A 20493-nucleotide genomic window follows, 5' to 3' on the forward strand; every position below is an offset into this window, starting at 1 on the left:
GGCCCGAACTCCTCCTACCCTGACTTCTCCCGGACGTCGTCCTCCGCGGGTACCGGAGAAGGCAGTTGCGCGTCCACCGAGGCGGTCCTCATCGCCAGGCCCCGGAGGACCCGCGCCTGATGCTCGGCCGTCTCGGCCCGCGTCTCGTAGCGCCGAGCCGAGTGCAGGTGCTCGCGCTCGCGGGCTTGCGCCGCCAGGCGCCGGGCCAGCGCCGCGTTCTCCTCGAGCGCCCGCACGGCGGCCCACATCGCCGAGTCCACGTGCGTCACCTGCTCGTGGATCAACGACTCGGCCGTGTACCCATGGCCGACGCGGCAGCGGTAGCGCAGCATCCCCGTGTCATCCATCTCGAAGAGCACGCCCCCACAGTCCGGGCAGGCGAAGTGTGAGGGGTTGCCCCCCGCGGGGGGCTGGTTGGTGGCCTCGGGGTGGCCCGCCATCACCTTGACCTCCTGGTCCAAGAGGCGGGAGACGGGACGCTTGCGCTTCATGCGCGCCGGCGATCGAACCAGCTTTCCCAGCAGGGCGCCCATCGCGCGCAGCGGCACGCTGTGGTCCACCTCCACGTACTCCATCGCGCTGCGCGGCATGTCCGGACAGGCGGCGTCGTCGGGATCCTGCACCACCGCCAGGCCTCCCTGGTTCTTCACCGCGAGCAATCCCGCCGTGCCACAGTTGAGCGCCCCCGTCAGCACCACGCCCACCACGCGCGGCCCATAGGCGCGCGCCGCCGAGCGGAAGAGCGGATCCACCGCGGGGCGGTGGCCATTCTCCAGCGGCCCCTTCACCACCCGCACATGGCCGGGCTCCACGAGCAGGTGTCGATCATTGGGCGCCACGTAGATGTGGCCATGCAGCAGCGGCTCGTGGTCCTGGGGATGCGAGGCGCGCAGCGGGCCGATACGGGTAAGAATCTCCGGCAGGAAGCTGCGGTGGTCCGCGGCCACATGCAGGACGATGCAGACGGCGGCCGGCAAGTCCTCGGGCAACTGCGCGACGAGCTCCGACAGGGCCTCGACGCCTCCCATCGAGGCACCGATGACGATGATGTCGCGGGTATTGCGCTGGGCCATGGGGCTCCGCTCGGTGGAAAGACATCCCAAGGGTGTGCATCCCCGCTTCCTGGCACAGAGATTCCCGCCTGCTGGCCTGCCCTGCGGGCCGACCGCCCTTCCCTGCCTGTCATGCCTGTCTGCCCTTTGGCCTCGGGGCTCGCTGGCTATCCGGAATCTTCATGTTGACAGCGACACTGCTTTCGTTCGGAATGCCTGTCCGCCTGGCCGGTTTGGAAGGCTCCCTACACGCCCCCCCTTCAACACCTTGGGCCAGGAAGGCCATAATCCTGGCCACCTGAACAACAACCCGCCCTCCGGGGGAACCATGTCGGAAACAAAGATCCGCGTCCTCGTCGTCGACGACGACCAGGATCAGCTCGTGCTCGCCGAGCGCTCGCTCTCGTCTTACGGCTTCGAGGTGAAGACGCACCGCTCTTCGCTGGGCGTCTCCAATCTGGTGCGCTCCGTCGCGCCGGACCTGGTGCTGCTGGACGTGAACATCCCGGCGCTGAGCGGGGACAAGGTGCTGTCGCTGGCGCGCGCGCAGGCGCCGCTGGGCACCAAGTTCATCCTCTATTCCGCCTCGGATGAGTCCAAGCTGCGCTCGCTGGCGCTGTCCTCCGGCGCCGACGGCTACATCTCCAAGAGCGTGCAGGGCGCGGACCTGGCCAAGAAGCTGACGGACCTGTACAAGCGCGGCCGCACGGGCACCACCGCGGCCACTCCCAAGTAGAAGCCGTGCGAGGCCCCAGTGCTCACCGGTGAGCACTGGGCCCAGGCCTGACGGCTCAGGCCAGCAGGTTCGCGACTTCCAGGTACACGCCGCGGAAGTCTCCCTGCGCGCCAATGAGCCGCAGGTTCTGCGCCAGCCCTCCCGTGGAGCGGAAGAACATCACCGCTTCGGGAGGCGGGCGGATCTTCAGGAAGCGCACCGCGTTCTTGGCGAAGTGCTGCTTCATGTCGCGGCTGATCTCGCACGTGGCGAAGTCGTAGTCCGGGCTGCGCATGGGGCGGCCGGCGATGTGGAGGATTTCGCGGATGAGCGCCTCGGCCTCCGAGTCGGGCAGCTCCACGTGGAAGCCCACCTCGCGGCTCAGGCCGAGGATGTCCATGGACTCCAGCTTCATGGCGCCGAGGAACATGCGGCGGTTGGCGTCCACGAAGCGCTCGGAGAAGCGCTTGATGGAGCCGAAGTCCAACAGCCCCAGGCGCCCGTCCTTCATGACCATGAAGTTGCCGGGGTGCGGGTCGGCGTGGATTTCCCCGGCGCAGAGGAAGGGCCCGTAGATGGCGCGGATGAGCTGGCGCGAGACGCGGAAGCGCTCCTCGGGCGAAGGCTCGCCCACCACCCAGTCCTTGAGCGTCTGGCCCTCCAGCAGCTCGAGGGTGAGGACGCGCTCGGAGGAGCGCTCGGAGACGACCTCGGGGACCTTGAGGTCCGAGAAACGCGCGGCGCTCTGGACGAAGCCCTGACAGAGGCGGGCCTCGCGGCGGTAGTCCAGCTCCAGGAGCAGCTCTTCGCGCATCTCCGAGAAGTAGGCGGTGCCGTCCATCACCTTGGACGTCTTGGAGACGGTCTTCACCACCATGCCCAGGTTGTCGAGGTCGCCATGGAGGGAGTCGGCCACGCCGGGGTACTGCACCTTCACGGCGACGGGGCGCCCGTCCTCGAGCACGGCGCGGTGTACCTGGCCCAGGGAGGCGGCGGCGAGGGGCTCGCGGTCGAACTCGCGGAAGAGGGCCTCGGGGGCAGCGCCAAGCTCCTGGCGGATGACGCGGGCCACGGTGTCATAGCCCATGGCGGGCGCCTGGTTCTGCAGGCGGGCGAGCACCTGGCGCACCTCGGGGGTGAGCAGGTCCGGGTCCATGGAGATGGCCTGGCCGAACTTCATGGCGGCGCCCTTGAGGTCCCCCAGGGTGGCGACGAGCTTGTCGGCCATGCCCTTGGTGAGCAGCTCCGACTCCTGTCCCGCGAGGCGCTTGGCGCCGCTCTTGAGCACGTCCGCGCCGAGCTGGGCGGACAGGCCCGCGAGCTTGCGGAAGCGTTGGAAGCGCCCCTGGGGCGGGAGCTTGTCGTCGGAGTCGGAGGCCATGGAACCTGGGATGATTAACGGGGAGCCTGACCTTGGACGCAAGTCAGGCCTGCACGTTGCTCCCGTTCGTCCGGCTGCCGGGGGGGCGGGTTCAGTTGGAGGTGCGGCATGTTCTCACGTCGTATTCCCAGAGCGGTGGTGCTGTTCCTCCTGCTGCTCTCCGCGTGCGCCACGGCCCCGTCCTCGAAAGGGGCTTCCAGCCGACGCCGCCCTTCCTGTGGGTTTGGCGGCGGCTGCGCCTTCTTCAATCAAGTACACAGGTCCGTGAGCATGCCCCGGCCGGCGCCTCGCACGTCCGAACCCTCAGGGGGCCTGGCGCCCATCGAGGCCCGGCACGTGGACGTGGATTACCTCTCCGGGTTGCTGGTGCGCGCGGGCGTGCCTCCCACCGCGCTTCCCCGAGACCGGCGCCCGCTCACGCCAGCGCAGGCCATCGCGCTGCTGAATCAGGTGCTGGAGGCACAGGTGCCGTTGAAGGACTTCGGTCCCTGGCGCATGGCGGTGTACCTGCTGCTGGAGGTGGTACACGGCGGCGCGGCGGTCCCCCCCCCGACGCTGCGGGAGCGAATGGCCCGCTTCGCCCCGTTGCTGGTGCTTCGACCGGATGGCTACCTGGTGCGGGCCACCACCGGCAGGGCCGTGCAACAGGCGGGACAGATGCGCTTCGAGGGCGGCGCTCTTCGGGCCGAGGGCTTCGCGGTAGGGCCGTTCTACCTGCCGCGCCAGGGCTTCCTCTACCCGGTGGATGAGACGTTGGAGATCCATCCGGATGCGGTGCTGGCCGGAGTGTACGTGCCGGACGAGGACACCCTGGGACCGATGCTGGAAGGCGTCGAACAAGCGGCGGTGGACAGCATTACCGGCCTGCTCTCCGTGGTGCAGCACCCGAGCGAGAGCCTGGAGGCGCTGGCGCGGCTGCCAAGCGTGGTGCGCACCCTGGTGGAGAACTCTCCCCAGTACTACCAGCACTTCCAGGCCGTCTCCCATGGGGAGCGGGTACGCCTCGTCTCACGGCTGGTGACCAATGTGGCGCTGGTGTGCCTCACGGCGGAGGCAGGCAGTGCGCGCGTGGCCTCGGCGGGTAACGCGCTGGGCAACCTGCGCGTGCCAGTGCTGTCGCTGTCGGCGCGGGGCACGTTGGCGCTGGAGCAGGTGGTGGTGCCCGCGGGTCGCGTGGTGACGGCGGTGAGCGCTGCCCCCGGAGCGCTCTACATCGTCCACATGGCGGGCCGGGGCGCGGGCGGCGGGGGCGGAAACGGCGAAGGGGGCTCCTCCTGGAAGCCGCCGATTGGAGGCCCTGGGCGGTGGATTCAGAAGAACGAAGCGATGCTGGCCCCGGCAAAGCGCTACCAGGCGCAGGTGGGGCGTGCGCCGGAGGGCTGGGTGTACCGAGTGGAGCACGCGGGAGAAAAAGCGGATCTGGATGACTTCACCGGCACGAAGCTGGTGGAGGCCAAGGAGCCTGGCTACGCGAAGTTCCTGGATGATGAACTCAGTCCACTGGACTTCTTCGAAGGCTTTCGCGAGATGATCGCGACAGCACGGCGACAATATCGGGTCGCCCAGAACACACCCCTGCAATGGATTGTCGCGGAGAAGAGGCTTGCCGACTATCTCCGCAAGGCCTTCGCACAGGCAGGACTGCGTATCGAGGTAGTCCACATTCCCGCGCAACCGTGAGGATGGTTCCCGGATGATCGAGACGTACTACGTGGGTGCTTACTGGCTGGGCCGCAGGGAACCAGCGAGGGCATGCGCCCAACGCGCCGAACACTTCTTTCGCCTGCTGACCCGACTGGATCCGTCGTGGAGTCGCTGGTTCCGCGTGAAGCAGTCGCGCGAGCAATCCTTGAAGCACCCTGTCGAGCCCACGGCTGCGACGTTCGAGGCCGCCTTCGCGCAGAAGAAGCACCAACTCCCCGAACATGGCTTCCGGTTCGGCATATGGAACGTCGAGCAGCAAGGCCAGTCCACGGAGATTGATTTCACCTGCGGCTCCTCCTCCCGCTTCGCCGTGGATGTGTGCCTGCTCCAGCCTCCAGATGAGGGGGCTGTCGCGGAGCGCGTGCTCACCACCGCCATGATGACCGAGGTGCTCCGCGCCATGGTCCTGGCCTGGGAGCCCGACAAGGGCGTGGTCATGTCCAATGCGCACCTGGAGAAGGTCTCTCCTGATCCGTCTACGGCCCCGCACCTGCTGGTGGGCTGGATGACCTACCTCTCACGCCGTCGAGGCGAGGTGCCAGCCCTGCCCCAGCCCGTGCGCGTGGAGCCGGTGGAGGACAAGGGCTCGCTCATCATCCTCACCCCCGAGCGCTTCACCCTCTCCAACCCCACCCACGTGGAGCTGGCTACGCGTGTCTGGGAGCGGCTGGATCAGGCAGGGCTGGCGGGTCCCACGCGTCCCTGGGAAGAGTGAGCCTTACCGGAGGGCGGCTCAGCGGCCCGCGCCTTCCGCGGGGGGGGTGGCCCGCACCCGGTTCCTCAACGAGCGCCAGATCTTCAGCGCCTCGAGGTGGAGCGGATCCACCCGCAGCGCGGCCTCGTAGGCGGCGAGCGCCTCGGGCAGCTTCCCCTGCGCTGCGAACGAGGCCCCCGTCACCATGTGCAACATGGCGTGGCCCTCCGGCACGCGGTGGTGCTCCAGGAAGCGGCGGCGGCACCCCTCCAGCGCCGTCACCGTGAGCCCCGCCGACAGGCAGCGCAGCAACCCCTCCAGGTTGCGCAGCCCCGCGTCATACTCCGCGCGCCGCTCCGGGTGCCCCAGCACGTGCAGCGCCTCCGCCACGCGCTCCAGTGCCCGCTCCACCTGGGCCCGCTGGCCCGCGGACAGCGGCAGCTTCATGAGCGGCTCGAGCGCCAGGCGGGCCTCGCGAGCCCCCACTCGCACCGCGTCGAAGTCGGCCTCGCACGGCACGCCCAGCACTCCGTAGTGGTCCCCACGCAGCCGGCCCCGGAAGCGCTGGAGCACCGAGTCCGCTCGCGTGTTCTGGTGCTCGACGCCCAGCGGCGGCGTCTGTGGCGCCACCCGCTCGCCAGCGATCAGCCGCTCCAGGGCGTCCAGGAAGCCCGGCGCCGAGTCACGCAGCTGCACCGCGAAGCCCGGCGCCATGCGCCACTCCCGCGCCTGCGCCACCGACACGTGCCGAACCACCTGTCCCGTACACGCCAGCTCGCCCCCGGGCAGTCGCAACAACAACCCCACGTCCTCCAGCAGCGGCGGCGGCACGCCCTCGGTGTGCAGGAAGAGGCCCCCGCGACCCACGCGATCGCAGCGCAGCTCCATCGAGCCCGCCGCTCCGCTCATCCTCACCCGCGCCGTGAACACCGGAGCAGCGGGCCTGGGAGCAACCGTCGCCTGGAGCGCCTCGCGCAGCTCCGCGGCGGAGGCGAAGCGCTGCTCGGGGCGCTTGGCCATGGCCCGCACCAGCACCCGCGAGAGGGCCTGCGGCACGCCCGGGCGGGCCTCGTGCGCCAGCGGCGGCGGCTTCTGCAGGTGTGCCAGCAGCAGCTCCGCCGGGCGCCCGTTGAAGGGCAGCGCTCCCGTGAGCAGGAAGTAGCCCAGCACGCCCACCGCGTACAGGTCCGCGCGCGCATCCACCGCCTCGCCCACGCACTGCTCGGGGGACATGAACTCCGGAGTCCCCAGCAGCACGCCGTTCTGGGTGGGCGTCATGTCCGTGGGGTAGTCCAGGAGCTTGGCGATGCCGAAGTCCAGCAGCTTCACCCGGTGGCGCCCGTTGCCTCCAGGCACCAGGAAGACGTTGGCCGGCTTGAGGTCCCGGTGGACGATGCCGTGGGCGTGCGCGGCCCCGAGCGCGTCACACACCTGGGTGAGCAGATCCACCGCGAGCGCCGGCTCCAGCGGGCCCTTCACGAACGCGGAGAGGCTCTGCCCCTCCAGGTACTCCATGACGAGCGAGGGGCGCCCGTCTCGCATGTCGAGGTCATAGATGGAGACGACGTTCTCGTGCTGGATCAGCGTGAGCGTGCGCGCCTCGGAGAGGAAGCGAGACACCAGCCGCTGATCCCTCGCCAGGTGCTCGTGCAGCACCTTCACCGCCACGCGCTTCTGGATCAACGTGTGCTCGGCCAGCCACACCGTCCCCATGCCGCCCCGGCCCAGCTCGCGCACCACCTCGAAGCGGCCGAACCGCTGGCCGATGAGCCCACGCGCCTCCTCGACGGGTTCCTGCCAGGGCAGCACCCTGTCCCGCCGCGCCTCCGCCGGGGCTCCCGCCGGGCGGATCAGCGTGACGCACCCGGTGGATTCCGGATGCGGCGTCTCACAGGTGCATGAGGAAGGCTGAGAGAGCACTGGGACACTGGGGCGAGAGGGAACGAACGACGGTATGCCCCTATGCGACAACCGTGCCTACACCGGGCCCGCGCCCATGGCGCCGGAGCACCGAGCGGAAACCCCGGTAGGGATTCAGCATTCGGAGAGTGTTGGGAAGCGATCGACTCGGCGCCGTGAAGTTCCCCGCCGCGCCAGCCAGTAGGAATTACCGCTGGCGGGTGGAAGAAACTTCAGGATCAGCAGGAGCCCTGGCTGAGCAGGGTGGAGACGGACGCCGCCAGCTCCTCGGAGGCCCGGGGCGCCACCACCCCCGCCTCCGGCGCGGCCCTCAGCGGCAGGCGCACCTTGAAGGTGGCGCCCGTACCCGGCCCGTCGCTGTGTACGCCCACCGAGCCGCCGTGCAGCTCTACCAGGTGGCGCACGATGGCCAGCCCCAGCCCCAGTCCGCCCTGCTCCCGGCCAATCTCCGCCTGGCGGAAGCGCTCGAAGACGTGCGGCAGGAACTCACGGGGGATGCCCTTGCCGGTGTCACGCACGGTGAACTCCACCGCGCCGCCCTCACGACAGGCATCCAGACTGACGCACCCGCCGCGTTCGGTGAACTTGATGGCGTTGGTGAGCAGGTTCCACAGCACCTGCTGCAGGCGCGTGGCGTCCGCCAGCACGCTGTCGCTGAGGTGCTCCAGGCCCGCCTGCAACACCACGCCGCGCGCCTCGGCCGTCGGGCGCACGCTCTCCAGCGCCGCGTCCGCCACCTCGCGCAGCGGCACCTCCTTGAAGTCCAGCGAGAGCTTGCCGGCGGTGATGCGCGAGACGTCCAGCAGGTCCTCCACCAGCTGGCGCTGCACGCGCGCGTTGCGCTCGATGGTCTCCAGGCCGCGGCGCCGCCCCGACTCGCCCAGGTCCTCGCGCCGCAACAGCATCTGCGTCCAGCCCAGGATGGAGGTGAGCGGCGTGCGCAGCTCGTGCGACAGCGTGGCGAGGAACTCGTCCTTGAGGCGGTTGGCCTCCTGGGCCTCGCGCTGGGCGCGCTGGGCGTCGAGGTAGAGCAGCGCGTTGTCCATGGCGACCGCGGCCCGACGGCCCAGCTCCTCGGCCAGCGCCAGGTCCCTGCGGTCATAGCGGTGGCGCTTGCCGGAGATGACGAAGGTGAGCACGCCGAGGTTTCGCTCCCGGGTGCGCATGGGCACGCGGATGCAGGACTGGAAGCCCACCTCGCGCAGCAGCGCCAGGTGCTCGGCGTCGCGGACGATTCGCCGCAGCAGCGTGTCGGGCACCTCCGGCAAGAGCTCCGGCACGCCCGAGGCCAGCACGCGCGCCACGCCCGAGGCGTCGTCCTCCTGGGGCGGGTAGCGCTGGTGCAGCTCCAGCACCCGCTCGGCCTTGATGGACTCCACGTGCGCCACCGCCACCCGGCTCAGCTTCGTGCCGGGGCGCTCCGAGTCCACCACGTCCACCGCGCACCAGTCGGCGAAGCGCGGCACGGCCAGCTGGGCCAGCCGGGCCAGCGTCGCGTGGAAGTCCAGCGAGGAGGAGAGCACCACGCTGGCGTGCGACAGAATCTGTGAAACCTGCTGGGTGCGGCGCTCATCGTCGATGTCGGTGGCCGCGCACAGAAAGCCGCTCCACGCCTCGCCGCTGGACAGCTGGGGAATGATTCGCAGGCGGTGCCAGCGCCAGCCCTCGGGCCGCCCCATGCGGTGCTGCCCCTCCCAGGAGCGCCCGGAGCGCAGCGCCTCGTGCAGGCCCGCGCGCACCAGCTCCCGCTCCTCGGGGTGTACCGTGTCCAGGAAGGAGGTGCCGGCCTCGCCCGTCTTCGAGCCCTCCATCAGCGCCGCCCATGTCGCGTTGCACCAGGGCTGGCTCCCATCCGGCCGCGCCGCCCACACCGCCTGGGGCATGGCGTCCAGCAGGGCGCGCGCGTGGGCCTCGCCCTGGCGCACCAACAGCTCGCGCTCCTGCTGCCGCAACCGGGCCTCGCGCGCCCTCAGCTGCTCGCCGCGCACATACAGCTCCACGAAGGTGGACACCTTGGCGCGCAGCACGTCCGGGTCGAAGGGCTTGAGCAGGTAGTCCACCGCCCCCTGCGCATAACCGCGCAGCACCTGGCGCTCATCTCGGTGAATGGCGGTGAGGAAGAGCAAGGGAATGTGGCGGGTGTGCTCCTGCGCCTTGATGAGGCGGGCCGTCTGGTAGCCGTCCAGCTCCGGCATCTGCACATCCAGCAGCACCGCGGCGAAGTCCTCGTCCGCCAGCTTGCGCAGCGCCTCCGCGCCGGAGCGGGCCGTCACCAGCCGCTGCCCGAGCGGCTCCAGGGCGACTTCCAGCGCCAGCAGGTTCGCTGGGTGGTCGTCCACCAGGAGAATGCTCGCGACGGGAGGCGCTTCCCTCATGAACGGATTTCCTCACCTGCGAGCGGACGACCCCTACGAGATGGGGATTGAGCCTTGCAGCGGCAAGTGGATCCCCCTCCCTGAAGTCGGAGACAAAATTCTCCGCTCACTGCTGGACAGTCCGCACCGAGCCCTACCGACGCTACGAAGGGTTGCCGCGCCCGGCCCGGTTCTTGTCCCAGATGGCGTAGAGGATGATCAGAAAGGAGACAAGTCGGATGAGGTAGACGTAGTGGCGCCGCTCGTCGTCCACATCCACCAGGGTGAGCACCAGCCAGTTGCACCCCATCACCGTGAAGGCGAGCGCAAAGAAGGCGAAGAGCCGGTCCCGGGAGGCCTTCCAGAAGCGCAGGAAGAACAGGGCGCACACCACGCAGGCCATCACCAGTGCGCCGTTGATCATCGGCTTGATGAACATCGCCGTTGCCTCCTACTGCGCGTCCCAGACCAGGCCGTAGACCAGGATGGCCACGCCCACCAGCGCGATGGAGCTGCGCCACAGGGACAGGTCCACCCCCTGGACGAGCACCAGGTCCACGAAGAGCACCAGGTTGCTGATGGCCAGCGCCACGAAGCACAGGCCGCTCCACAGCAGCAGGCGCAGGTGGGAGCGACCATAGCCTCGCAGCAGCAGCACCGCGCATGCCAGGCTCGTCAAGGCACAGAGGATGTAGACCGCCTCAGCCATTGCCTTCGTCCTTGTCCCGCTTGAGCCGGAACGCGTCCGCGAACCCTCGCACCTTGTCGAGGGGCTTGGAGAAAATGAACGAGATGACGCTCACCCGCCGCAGACTGTAGGTGGACTGCAAATCACTGACGTCCTGAGCGTCCTCGGAGCTGGCCGGACTGAAGCGGTAGGTGGTCGGGCTGCCCGCCCGGTCCACCAGCAACCGGCGCGCGGTGAGGTCCGTCAGGCGCGCGGCGGCGGAGGCCTCGGTGATGCGCAGCTCCTGGCTCACGTCCTGGACGGTCCACTCCCGATCCGGGCGCGCCCGCAGCAGGAGCAGCACCTCCAGCTTCTCGATGGAGTCGATGTGCGTGGCGATGAAGCGCTGCACACGCGGGGGGATGACTGCGTCACTCACACCCCCACCTTGCCCACGATGCTATGTAAATCAACTATTTCCTCGCGCTCCGTGAACGGGGTGTTCACGCTTGAGCGGCCCGCCGCCACTCACCCGAGCGGGACTCGCGCACCCGGGGCAATTGCACGCGGAAGGTCGCGCCCTTGCCAGGCAAGCTCTCCACCGACACGGTGCCTCCCAGGCCGGTGACGATCTGGTGAACGATCCACAGCCCCAGCCCGAAGCCGCTGTAGTGCTCGTGGGGCACCGCCCGCTCGAAGCGCTCGAAGATGCGGTGGCGGTCCTCGTCGGGGATGCCAATGCCCCCGTCGCGCACCTCGAGGGTGGCGTGGGGGCCATCCTCGACGACGGTGAGCACTACGGGCGCCCCGGCGCCGTACTTCAGGGCGTTGGTGAGCAGGTTGGTGACCACCTGATCCACCCGGGTGCGGTCCCACCGGCCCACCACGGGGCGCTCGGCGCTCACCGTGAGCCTGCAGCCAGCACGCGAGGCGTCCTCGTTGAAGCGGGAGGCCACCTCTCGCACCACGGCCGCCAGGTCCACGTCCGTCAGCTCGAAGTCCAAGCGGCCCGCGCTGATGCGGGTGATGTCGAGCAGGTTGTCCACCAGGTGGGTGAGCCGGCCGACGTTGTGCTCCAGCGTCTCCAGCTTCGCCACGTACTGGGCCAGCGGCAGGGGCGCGCCGTCCCCGCGAGCCGCGGAGCGCAGGGCGCCCTGGATGTGGACCTTGAGGGAGGTGAGCGGGGTGCGCAGCTCGTGGCTGGCCATGGAGAGGAACTCGTCGCGCACGCGTACCGCGCGCTGCAGGTTCTGCTCCGTCATGTGCAGCGCCGTCACATCCAGCATGGCCAGCAACACCGTCTCCGGGCGGCCATGCATCTGCGGCAGCCGGGAGGAGAAGGCCAGCGCCACGCCGCGCTGCTCCGCCAGGCGCCACTCCACGGTGAGGCCATTGAGCACCTCGCCCCGGGCGGCGCGCGCGGCGGGCAGGGCCTCCTCGGGCAGGCGCTTGCCGTCCGCGTCCGTGAAGAGGGCGTCCGGGTGCAGCAGCCGCGCCTCTCGGTACACGAGGCACCCGCTGGCCAGCTCCTGGGCGGCGCGGTTGGAGAACAAGGTGCGCCCGGAGAGGGGCTCCAGCAGGGCCAGCGGGGTGGGCAGCGCGGCCAGCACCGCCTCCAGCCAGCGCTGCTGGTTGCGGCCCGCCTCCATCTCCTTGCGCAAGAACTCCTCGCGGGCCCGCGCGCGCTCGGCCTCCATGCGTTGCTGGAACTGGGCCAGCTCCCGCTCGTGCTCGCGCTGCTGCGCCTCGCGCAGCGCCTCGGCCTGCTTGCGCACCAGCTCCGTCTTGCGGAACAGGTCCACGAAGATGCTCACCTTGGAGCGAAGGATGTCCGGCTCGTAGGGCTTGAGCAGGTAGTCCACCGCGCCCACCGCGTAGGCGCGGAACTCCGGCACCTCGCCGCGCAGCAGGGCGGTGAGGAAGAGAATGGGCGTGTTGCGGCTCTTCTCCCGCTCGCGGATGAGCATGGCCGTCTCGAAGCCATCCATCTCCGGCATCACCACGTCCAGCAGCACGGCGGCGAAGTCCTGGTGCAGCATGTGCCGCAGCGCCTCACGGCCACTGCGCGCGGTGACGAGCTGCTGGCCCAGCGGCGCCAGCGTGGCCTCCAGCGCCATCAACCCCTCGGGCTGGTCGTCCACCAGCAGAATGGGGACCTTCTCCCGAGGAGGGTGGCTCACGGTTGCACCTTCATCCGCGACCCGTAGGAGAGTCGCGCCAGCCAGGCCTTCACTTCGTTGAGCGAAACCCGCTCCCCCCCCTCGCCCGCCTCCCCTTCTCCTACCACAGCCGCGCGCCCGCCGCGCTCCCGCAGGACCGAGAGCCCCGCCCATCCGTCTTCATGTCCACTGAAGAGCAGGCCCGCGGCGGAGGGCCCATAGGCATCCGCCGCCGACTCGAAGAGCGGGTTGATGGCGGGCCGCTGGCCATGCTCCGAGGGCTCGCGCGAGAGGGCGATGCTGTCGCGGTCCACCATGAGGTGGTAGCCGGCGGGAGCCAGGTACACGTGGCCCGCCACCAGCTCGTCCTTGTCGTCCGGCTCCACCACGGGCAGCAGGCAGCGGCGGCCCAGCGGGCCCGCCAGCGAATCATACGGGCCCCGGTGGAGCACCAGCGCCACCGGCACGTTGAGGCGCGCGGGCAGCAGGGACAGCAGCACCTCCACCTCCGCGGCGGCGTTGCGCGGCGCGCCCACCACCAGCAGCCCCAGGGGACTCATGACAGCCTCCGGAAGACACGGCCCGTGCCCTGCATCTCCTCATAGGCCGTGGCGTAGGGGGTTCGTGAGACGGACTCCTTACGCCCCAGGCACAGGAAGCCAAAGCGCGTGAGGCTCTCGTACAGGCGCTCGTGCGCGCGCCGGGCCAGCGCCATGTTGAAGGCCAGCAGCGTGTCGCGGCAGAGGACGACCTGGAACTCGTTGAAGGAGCCGTCCGTGGCCAGGTTGTGCTGGGTGAAGAAGATGCCCTCGCGCAGGGCCGGCTGGAGCACCGCCCAGTTGCCGTCGCGCGTGTAGTAGTCCGTCAGCGCGCGCCGGCCACCCGCCTCCTGGTAGTTGCGCGCGTCCACCTCGCCCGGCAGAGGCAGCACCCCGGTGCGCGCGTCCGCCAGCAGCCCCTCGCTCGCATCCGAGGCGTACAGTCGGCAGCGGCTCCACAGCCCCTCCTCCATCAGCAGGATGGCCAGGGCATACGTCTCCTCGCCCGAGCCGCAGCCCGCATGCCACACCCGGATGGAGGGGTAGGTGCGCAGCATGGGCACCACCCGGGTGCGGAAGGCCTGGAAGAAGGCGGGGTCGGCGAACAGGGGCTCGGGAGGACAGGCCAGCGCGCGCAGCAGGCCCTCCATGGCCTCCGGGTCATGCAACACCTTGCCCTGCAACGAGGAGAAGGTGTCCAGGCGCTCCTCGCGCAGGTGGCGCCGCAGCCGCCGGAGCAGGAGCGGCCGCGAGTGGTTGCGCAGATCGAAGCCGTACTGGCGGCGCACCCCTTCCACGAGCAACTCCAGCTCGAGCACCTCCAGCTCCGCCCCGCGCGTGAGCGCACTCACTCAGCGACCTCCGTACGCGGCTGCTTGGCGGTGGCGCCGCGCGGGGCGTGCAGCCACACGCGCAGCAGGCTCAGCAGCTTGTCGATGTCCACCGGCTTGGTGATGTAGTCGGAGGCGCCGGCCTCGAGGCACTTCTCGCGGTCGCCCTTCATCGCCTTGGCGGTGAGCGCGAGGATGGGCAGGTGCGCGAGCCGCTCCGATGCGCGGATGGCGCGCATGGCCTGGTAGCCGTCCATCTCCGGCATCATGACATCCATCAACACCAGCTCCACGGCCGGGTCCCGCTCGAGCAGCGAGATACCTTCCTTGGCGTTCTCGGCGAAAGCGACCTTCATGCCGTAGCGCTCCAGCACGGTGTTGAGGGCGAAGATGTTACGCACATCGTCGTCCACCACCAACACCTTGCGGCCCACGAGCATGGGGTCCATGTGGCGGGCCTTCTCCAGCATGCGGCGCTTGGGCTCGGGCAGCTGGGCGGGCGCGCGGTGGAGGAACAGGCTCGTCTCCTCCAGCAGGCGCTCGGGGCTCTGGGCGTCCTTGATGACGATGGCCTCGGCCACGCGGCGCAGCTCCGTCTCCTGGGCGCGCGTGAGCTCGCGGCCCGTGTAGACGATGACGGGCGGGGTGGACAGGCCGTGCTCGGCGTGCAGCTTGTTGAGCAGGTCCGCGCCGCCCATGTCCGGCAGCCCCAGGTCCAGCACCACGCAGTCGAAGCGGTGCGAGGCGACGGCCTGCAGGGCCTCGGCCGCGGTGCCCACCGCCGTGGTCTGCACATCTTCGCTGCCCAACAGCTCCATCAGGCTCTGCCGGTGGACGGTGTCGTCCTCGACGATGAGGAGGTTGCGGCCCTTGCGGTCCACGAAGTCGCGCAGGTCCTTGAGGGCGCGCGCGGCGGCCTCGGGGTCCGCGGCGGCCATGAGGTGCCCCAGGGCGCCCAGGGTGAGCGAGCGCTCGCGGTAGTCACCCTCCGAGAGGGTGTAGACGGGCAGCGCGCGGGTGGCGGCGTCATGCTTGAGCCGGTCCAGCACCACCCAGCCGGCCATGTCCGGCAGGTCCAGGTCCACCGCCACGGCCACGGGCCGCGCGTTGCGGGCCGCCTCCAGCGCCGCCTCCGCCTCCGTGGAGACGATCATCTTGAAGCCCACGCCCTGCGAAGCCGCGCGCAGCCGCGCCGCGTGCTCCTGCGTGTGCGTCACCGCCAGCAGCACCGGGTCTCCGGGGAGGATGGAGGCGCTGTCGTCCTCGATCTCCACCCGGTTGGCGGCGGGCGCCGAGGGCGGCAACGGGACCGGCGTGGGGATGGGCGCCGGCAGCGCCTTGACGCCGGAGATGACCTTCTCCACCACGCTCAGGCCGCCCTGCTGCTGCTCCACGGGCTTGGGCGCCACGTAGTTGAGCGGCAGGTAGAGGGTGAAAGTGCTGCCCTTACCCATTTCGCTCTCGAGGCGAATTTCACCGCCCAGCAGGCGGGCGATCTCACGCGAGATGGAGAGCCCCAGGCCCGTGCCGCCGTACTTGCGCGCGGTGGAGCCGTCGGCCTGCTGGAAGGCCTCGAAGATGATCTGGTGCTTGTCCTTGGGGATGCCGATGCCCGTGTCCTTGACGACGAAGGCCACCACGGTGGGGACGGTGCGCAGGATGGGGTGGTCCGCCGAGAAGCCGCTGCGAGCCGTCTGCACCTGCAGGGTGACGCGGCCGTTCTCGGTGAACTTGAAGGCGTTGGAGAGCAGGTTCTTGAGCACCTGCTGCAGGCGCTTGGCGTCCGTCTGCGCCTCGGGAGCCACCTCGGGAGCCACCTCGATGGCGAAGTCCAGCCCCTTCTTGTCGGCCACCTGGCGGAAGGTGCGCTCGACGAACTCGCGCAGGTCGCTGAAGCGCAGCGGGCCCACATCCACCGTCATGGTGCCGGATTCGATCTTCGACAGGTCGAGGATGTCGTTGATGAGCTCCAGCAGGTCCGCGCCGGAGGCATGGATGGTTTTCGCGAACTCGACCTGGCGAGCGGTGAGGTTGCCGTCCGAGTTGTCGCTGAGCGTCTGGCTGAGGATGAGCAGCGAGTTGAGCGGGGTGCGCAGCTCGTGGCTCATGTTGGCGAGGAACTCGCTCTTGTACTTGGAGGTGAGCGAGAGCTGCTCGGCCTTCTCCTCGAGGGCGCGCTTGGCCTGCTCCACTTCCTGGTTCTTGCGCTCCACCTCGTTCTTCTGCTCGGAGAGCAGCTTCGCCTTCTCCTGCAGCTCTTCGTTGGTGCGGCGCAGCTCCTCCTGCTGCCGCTTGAGGAGCTCCTCGGACTGCTGCAGCGAGGTGGCCTGCTGCTCCAGCCGCTTGTTCGTCTCGGTGAGCTCTTCCTGCTGCTTGCGGAGCTCCTCGGTGAGCGCCTGCGACTGCTTGAGCAGCGCCTCGGTGCGCATGTTGGCGGCGATGGTGTTGAGCACGATGCCGATGGACTCGGTGAGCTGCTCGAGGAAGCCCAGGTGTACGTCGCTGAACTTGTGGAAGCTCGCCAGCTCGATGACGGCCTTGATGTCACCCTCGAAGAGCACCGGCAGCACGACGATGTTGCGCGGAACTTCCTCGCCGAGACCCGAGGAGATGCGGATGTAGCTGTCGGGCACATCGGACAGGAGGATGGGCTCCTTCTCCAGGGCGCACTGGCCGACGAGGCCCTCGCCCAGCTTGAAGGCATTGGAGAGGCCCTTGCGCTCGCGGTAGGCGTAGGAGGCCAGCAGCTTGAGGATCTGCTCTCCGTCCACGCGCTCGGAGATGTAGAAGACGCCGTGCTGGGCATCGACCAGCGGCGCCAGCTCCGAGAGGATGACCTTGGACACGGTGAGCAGGTCGCGCTGACCCTGGAGCACGCGGGTGAACTTGGCCAGGTTCGTCTTGAGCCAGTCCTGCTCGGTGTTCTTGCGCGTGGTGTCCTTGAGGTTGCGGATCATCTCATTGATGTTGTCCTTGAGGGCAGCCACTTCGCCCTGGGCAGACACCGTGATGAACCGCGTGAGGTCACCCTTCGTCACCGCGGTGGCGACCTCGGCGATGGCGCGCACCTGGGTGGTGAGGTTGGCGGCGAGCTGGTTCACGTTGTCGGTGAGGTCGCGCCAGATGCCAGCGGTGCCAGGCACGCGGGCCTGACCGCCCAGCTTTCCTTCGATACCCACCTCGCGGGCCACCGTGGTCACCTGGTCGGCGAACACCGCGAGCGTGTCGATCATCCCGTTGATGGTGTCGGCCAGCTCGGCGATCTCGCCCTTGGCATCCACGACGAGCTTGCGCTTGAGGTCGCCGTTGGCGACCGCGGTCACCACCTTGGCGATGCCGCGCACCTGGGTGGTGAGGTTGGTGGCCATGGAGTTCACGTTGTCCGTGAGGTCCTTCCACGTACCGGCCACGCCCTTCACGACGGCCTGGCCACCCAGCTTTCCTTCCGTACCCACCTCGCGCGCCACGCGGGTCACTTCGGAGGCGAAGGAGGACAGCTGGTCCACCATCGTGTTGATGGTGTTCTTCAGCTCCAGGATTTCACCCTGCACGTCCACGGTGATCTTCTTGGACAAGTCCCCATTGGCCACCGCCGTCGTCACCTCGGCGATGTTTCGCACCTGCGCGGTCAGGTTCGACGCCATCGAGTTCACGTTGTCGGTCAGGTCCTTCCACGTACCGGCAACACCCTTCACGAAGGCCTGGCCGCCCAGCTTTCCTTCCGTACCCACCTCGCGGGCGACGCGCGTCACCTCCGAGGCGAAGGACGACAGCTGGTCCACCATCGTGTTGATGGTGTTCTTCAGCTCCAGAATCTCACCGCGCACATCCACGGTGATCTTCTTGGACAAGTCACCGTTGGCCACCGCCGTCGTCACCTCGGCGATGTTGCGCACCTGAGCAGTCAGGTTGCTGGCCATCGAGTTCACGTTGTCGGTCAGGTCCTTCCACGTACCACCGACGCCCTTCACAACGGCCTGACCACCCAGCTTTCCTTCCGTACCCACTTCGCGCGCCACACGGGTCACTTCGGAGGCGAACGAGGAGAGCTGATCCACCATCGTGTTGATGGTGTTCTTCAGCTCCAGGATCTCACCGCGCACATCCACGGTGATCTTCTTCGACAGGTCGCCGCGAGCAACGGCTGTGGTCACTTCCGCGATGTTTCGCACCTGAGACGTCAGGTTCGACGCCATCGAGTTCACGTTGTCCGTGAGATCCTTCCACGTACCACCGACGCCGCGAACGATGGCCTGGCCACCCAGCTTTCCTTCCGTACCCACCTCGCGGGCGACGCGCGTCACCTCCGAGGCGAAGGACGACAGCTGGTCCACCATCGTGTTGATGGTGTTCTTCAGCTCCAGAATCTCACCGCGCACATCCACGGTGATCTTCTTGGACAGGTCACCGTTGGCCACCGCCGTCGTGACTTCCGCGATGTTGCGCACCTGAGCAGTCAGGTTGCTTGCCATCGAGTTCACGTTGTCGGTCAGGTCCTTCCACGTACCACCGACGCCCTTCACAACGGCCTGGCCACCCAGCTTTCCTTCCGTACCCACTTCGCGCGCCACACGGGTCACTTCTGAGGCGAAGGAGGAGAGCTGGTCCACCATCGTGTTGATGGTGTTCTTCAGCTCCAGGATCTCACCGCGCACATCCACGGTGATCTTCTTGGACAGGTCACCGTTGGCCACCGCCGTCGTCACCTCGGCGATGTTTCGCACCTGCGCGGTCAGGTTGCTAGCCATCGAGTTCACGTTGTCGGTCAGGTCCTTCCACGTACCACCGACGCCCTTCACGACGGCCTGGCCACCCAGCTTTCCTTCCGTACCCACCTCGCGGGCGACGCGGGTCACTTCCGAAGCGAAGGAGCGGAGCTGATCCACCATCGTGTTGATGGTGTTCTTCAGCTCCAGAATCTCGCCGCGCACGTCCACGGTGATCTTCTTGGACAGGTCACCATTGGCCACCGCCGTGGTCACCTCGGCGATGTTTCGCACCTGAGCAGTCAGGTTGCTGGCCATCGAGTTCACGTTGTCGGTCAGGTCCTTCCACGTACCGCCAACGCCCTTCACGACGGCCTGACCGCCCAGCTTTCCTTCCGTACCCACTTCACGGGCGACGCGGGTCACTTCCGAGGCGAAGGACGACAGCTGATCCACCATCGTGTTGATGGTGTTCTTCAGCTCCAGAATCTCGCCCTGCACATCCACGGTGATCTTCTTGGACAGGTCACCGTTGGCCACCGCCGTCGTCACCTCGGCGATGTTTCGCACCTGCGCAGTCAGGTTCGACGCCATCGAGTTCACGTTGTCGGTCAGGTCCTTCCACGTACCGGCAACACCCTTCACCACTGCCTGGCCGCCCAGCTTTCCTTCGGTACCCACCTCGCGGGCGACGCGAGTCACCTCCGAGGCGAACGAGGAAAGCTGGTCCACCATCGTGTTGATGGTGTTCTTCAGCTCCAGAATCTCGCCGCGCACGTCCACGGTGATCTTCTTGGACAGGTCACCATTGGCCACCGCCGTCGTCACCTCGGCGATGTTGCGCACCTGAGCGGTCAGGTTGCTGGCCATCGAGTTCACGTTGTCGGTCAGGTCCTTCCACGTACCGCCAACGCCCTTCACGACGGCCTGGCCACCCAGCTTTCCTTCCGTACCCACTTCGCGCGCCACACGCGTCACTTCCGAGGCGAACGAGGAGAGCTGATCCACCATCGTGTTGATGGTGTTCTTCAGCTCCAGGATCTCGCCGCGCACATCCACGGTGATCTTCTTCGACAAGTCACCACGGGCCACCGCCGTGGTCACCTCGGCGATGTTTCGCACCTGAGACGTCAGGTTCGACGCCATCGAGTTCACGTTGTCGGTCAGGTCCTTCCACGTACCGGCCACGCCCTTCACCTTGGCTTGACCGCCCAGCTTTCCCTCGGTACCCACTTCGCGCGCCACGCGCGTCACTTCCGAGGCGAAAGAGCCCAGCTGCTCCACCATGCCGTTCACCAGCCGGGCGGTGCGGAGGAACTCACCCTTGAGCGGGCGGCCGTCCACCTCGAGCGCCACCGTCTGGGACAGGTCGCCCTTGGCCACGGCGCCGATCACACGGCCCATTTCCGTCGTCGGCTGGATGAGGTCCGCCACCATCGTGTTGACGGATTCCACGCAGTCGGCCCACGAGCCCACCGAGCCCGCCAGCGTCGCGCGTTGGGTGATGCGGCCCTCCTTGCCGACCATGTTGCCGATGCGCTCGAACTCCTTCGCCATGCGCTCGTTGAGGTCGATGATGTCGTTGAGGGCGTCTGACACCTTGCCCGCGATGCCCACCGTGTCCACGGGCATCCGAACGGTGAAGTCTCCCCGCTGCACCGCGGCGAGGATGCGGAGGAGCTGACGTGTGTCGAGCGTGTCGGACGTGCTCTCATGCCCCTTGACGGAGACCTTACGAGCCGGTTGCTTCTGCGTACGCATTCGAACCCCTG

At 68.4% G+C, this 20493-nt stretch carries 14 protein-coding genes; 3 read left to right on the forward strand and 11 right to left on the reverse strand.

Features of this window, described 5'->3' with window-relative positions:
* Positions 1-14 precede the first annotated feature (14 nt).
* The gene (locus SYV04_RS05615; RefSeq protein WP_321544573.1) at positions 15-1073 is read right to left on the reverse strand and encodes a chemotaxis protein CheB; all 1059 of its coding nucleotides are present in this window, start codon (positions 1071-1073) and stop codon (positions 15-17) included.
* A 307-nt stretch (positions 1074-1380) separates the two neighbouring features.
* On the opposite strand from SYV04_RS05615, the gene SYV04_RS05620 reads away from it, so the two are divergent.
* Positions 1381-1788, forward strand: a complete 408-nt coding sequence (locus SYV04_RS05620; RefSeq protein WP_321544574.1) for a response regulator — start codon at positions 1381-1383, stop codon at positions 1786-1788.
* 55 nt (positions 1789-1843) lie between these two features.
* On the opposite strand, the gene SYV04_RS05625 is transcribed toward SYV04_RS05620, so the two are convergent.
* Positions 1844-3148: an ABC1 kinase family protein gene (locus tag SYV04_RS05625; protein WP_321544575.1), complete on the reverse strand. Its 1305-nt coding sequence runs from the start codon at positions 3146-3148 to the stop codon at positions 1844-1846.
* A gap of 108 nt (positions 3149-3256) precedes the next feature.
* Here SYV04_RS05625 and SYV04_RS05630 point away from each other — a divergent pair, with 108 nt between their 5' ends.
* The gene (locus tag SYV04_RS05630) at positions 3257-4828 is read left to right on the forward strand and encodes a Tox-REase-5 domain-containing protein (RefSeq protein ID WP_321544576.1); all 1572 of its coding nucleotides are present in this window, start codon (positions 3257-3259) and stop codon (positions 4826-4828) included.
* Positions 4829-4841: 13 nt separating this feature from the next.
* Positions 4842-5567, forward strand: a complete 726-nt coding sequence (locus tag SYV04_RS05635) for an immunity 52 family protein (RefSeq protein WP_321544577.1) — start codon at positions 4842-4844, stop codon at positions 5565-5567.
* A gap of 18 nt (positions 5568-5585) precedes the next feature.
* Here SYV04_RS05635 and SYV04_RS05640 read toward each other — a convergent pair whose 3' ends face one another.
* The 9 genes from SYV04_RS05640 to SYV04_RS05680 all read right to left on the reverse strand — a co-directional run bounded on the left by SYV04_RS05640 (position 5586) and on the right by SYV04_RS05680 (position 20482).
* Positions 5586-7355, reverse strand: coding sequence for a protein kinase domain-containing protein (locus SYV04_RS05640; protein ID WP_321544578.1), 1770 nt, complete (start codon positions 7353-7355; stop codon positions 5586-5588).
* A gap of 329 nt (positions 7356-7684) precedes the next feature.
* On the reverse strand, positions 7685-9841 hold the full coding sequence (locus tag SYV04_RS05645; RefSeq protein WP_321544579.1) for an ATP-binding protein: 2157 nt from the start codon (positions 9839-9841) through the stop codon (positions 7685-7687).
* Positions 9842-9983: 142 nt separating this feature from the next.
* Positions 9984-10259 (reverse strand): DUF5985 family protein, encoded by a 276-nt coding sequence (locus SYV04_RS05650; RefSeq protein ID WP_321544580.1) that lies wholly within the window; start codon positions 10257-10259, stop codon positions 9984-9986.
* A gap of 12 nt (positions 10260-10271) precedes the next feature.
* A complete protein-coding gene (locus SYV04_RS05655) occupies positions 10272-10529 on the reverse strand; it encodes a DUF5985 family protein (protein WP_321544581.1) in 258 nt (85 codons plus the stop codon).
* On the reverse strand, positions 10522-10926 hold the full coding sequence (locus SYV04_RS05660) for a hypothetical protein (protein WP_321544582.1): 405 nt from the start codon (positions 10924-10926) through the stop codon (positions 10522-10524). Before SYV04_RS05660 ends, SYV04_RS05655 begins: the two co-directional genes overlap by 8 nt.
* Positions 10927-10990: 64 nt before the next feature.
* Complete coding sequence (locus SYV04_RS05665; RefSeq protein WP_321544583.1) at positions 10991-12667, reverse strand: hybrid sensor histidine kinase/response regulator; 1677 nt, start codon at positions 12665-12667, stop codon at positions 10991-10993.
* Positions 12664-13206: a chemotaxis protein CheB gene (locus SYV04_RS05670; protein WP_321544584.1), complete on the reverse strand. Its 543-nt coding sequence runs from the start codon at positions 13204-13206 to the stop codon at positions 12664-12666. Before SYV04_RS05670 ends, SYV04_RS05665 begins: the two co-directional genes overlap by 4 nt.
* Positions 13203-14036 carry a CheR family methyltransferase gene (locus SYV04_RS05675; RefSeq protein WP_321544585.1) on the reverse strand — a complete coding sequence of 278 codons (834 nt, stop codon included), beginning with the start codon at positions 14034-14036 and terminating at the stop codon, positions 13203-13205. Before SYV04_RS05675 ends, SYV04_RS05670 begins: the two co-directional genes overlap by 4 nt.
* The gene (locus tag SYV04_RS05680; protein WP_321544586.1) at positions 14033-20482 is read right to left on the reverse strand and encodes a HAMP domain-containing protein; all 6450 of its coding nucleotides are present in this window, start codon (positions 20480-20482) and stop codon (positions 14033-14035) included. The genes SYV04_RS05675 and SYV04_RS05680 overlap by 4 nt, the downstream gene beginning before the upstream one ends.
* Between the last annotated feature and the right edge of the window lie 11 nt (positions 20483-20493).

The sequence above is a fragment of the Hyalangium ruber genome, from assembly GCF_034259325.1.
Lineage (GTDB): Bacteria > Myxococcota > Myxococcia > Myxococcales > Myxococcaceae > Hyalangium_A > Hyalangium_A rubrum.

Bases quoted from the DNA above. Each gene is read 5' to 3' on its own strand.
- SYV04_RS05630 (WP_321544576.1), top strand. From the start codon at position 3,257: ATGTTCTCACGTCGTATTCCCAGAGCGGTGGTGCTGTTCCTCCTGCTG.
- SYV04_RS05645 (WP_321544579.1), bottom strand. From the start codon at position 9,841: ATGAGGGAAGCGCCTCCCGTCGCGAGCATTCTCCTGGTGGACGACCAC.
- SYV04_RS05620 (WP_321544574.1), top strand. From the start codon at position 1,381: ATGTCGGAAACAAAGATCCGCGTCCTCGTCGTCGACGACGACCAGGAT.
- SYV04_RS05635 (WP_321544577.1), top strand. From the start codon at position 4,842: ATGATCGAGACGTACTACGTGGGTGCTTACTGGCTGGGCCGCAGGGAA.
- SYV04_RS05615 (WP_321544573.1), bottom strand. From the start codon at position 1,073: ATGGCCCAGCGCAATACCCGCGACATCATCGTCATCGGTGCCTCGATG.
- SYV04_RS05655 (WP_321544581.1), bottom strand. From the start codon at position 10,529: ATGGCTGAGGCGGTCTACATCCTCTGTGCCTTGACGAGCCTGGCATGC.
- SYV04_RS05625 (WP_321544575.1), bottom strand. From the start codon at position 3,148: ATGGCCTCCGACTCCGACGACAAGCTCCCGCCCCAGGGGCGCTTCCAA.
- SYV04_RS05650 (WP_321544580.1), bottom strand. From the start codon at position 10,259: ATGTTCATCAAGCCGATGATCAACGGCGCACTGGTGATGGCCTGCGTG.
- SYV04_RS05680 (WP_321544586.1), bottom strand. From the start codon at position 20,482: ATGCGTACGCAGAAGCAACCGGCTCGTAAGGTCTCCGTCAAGGGGCAT.
- SYV04_RS05670 (WP_321544584.1), bottom strand. From the start codon at position 13,206: ATGAGTCCCCTGGGGCTGCTGGTGGTGGGCGCGCCGCGCAACGCCGCC.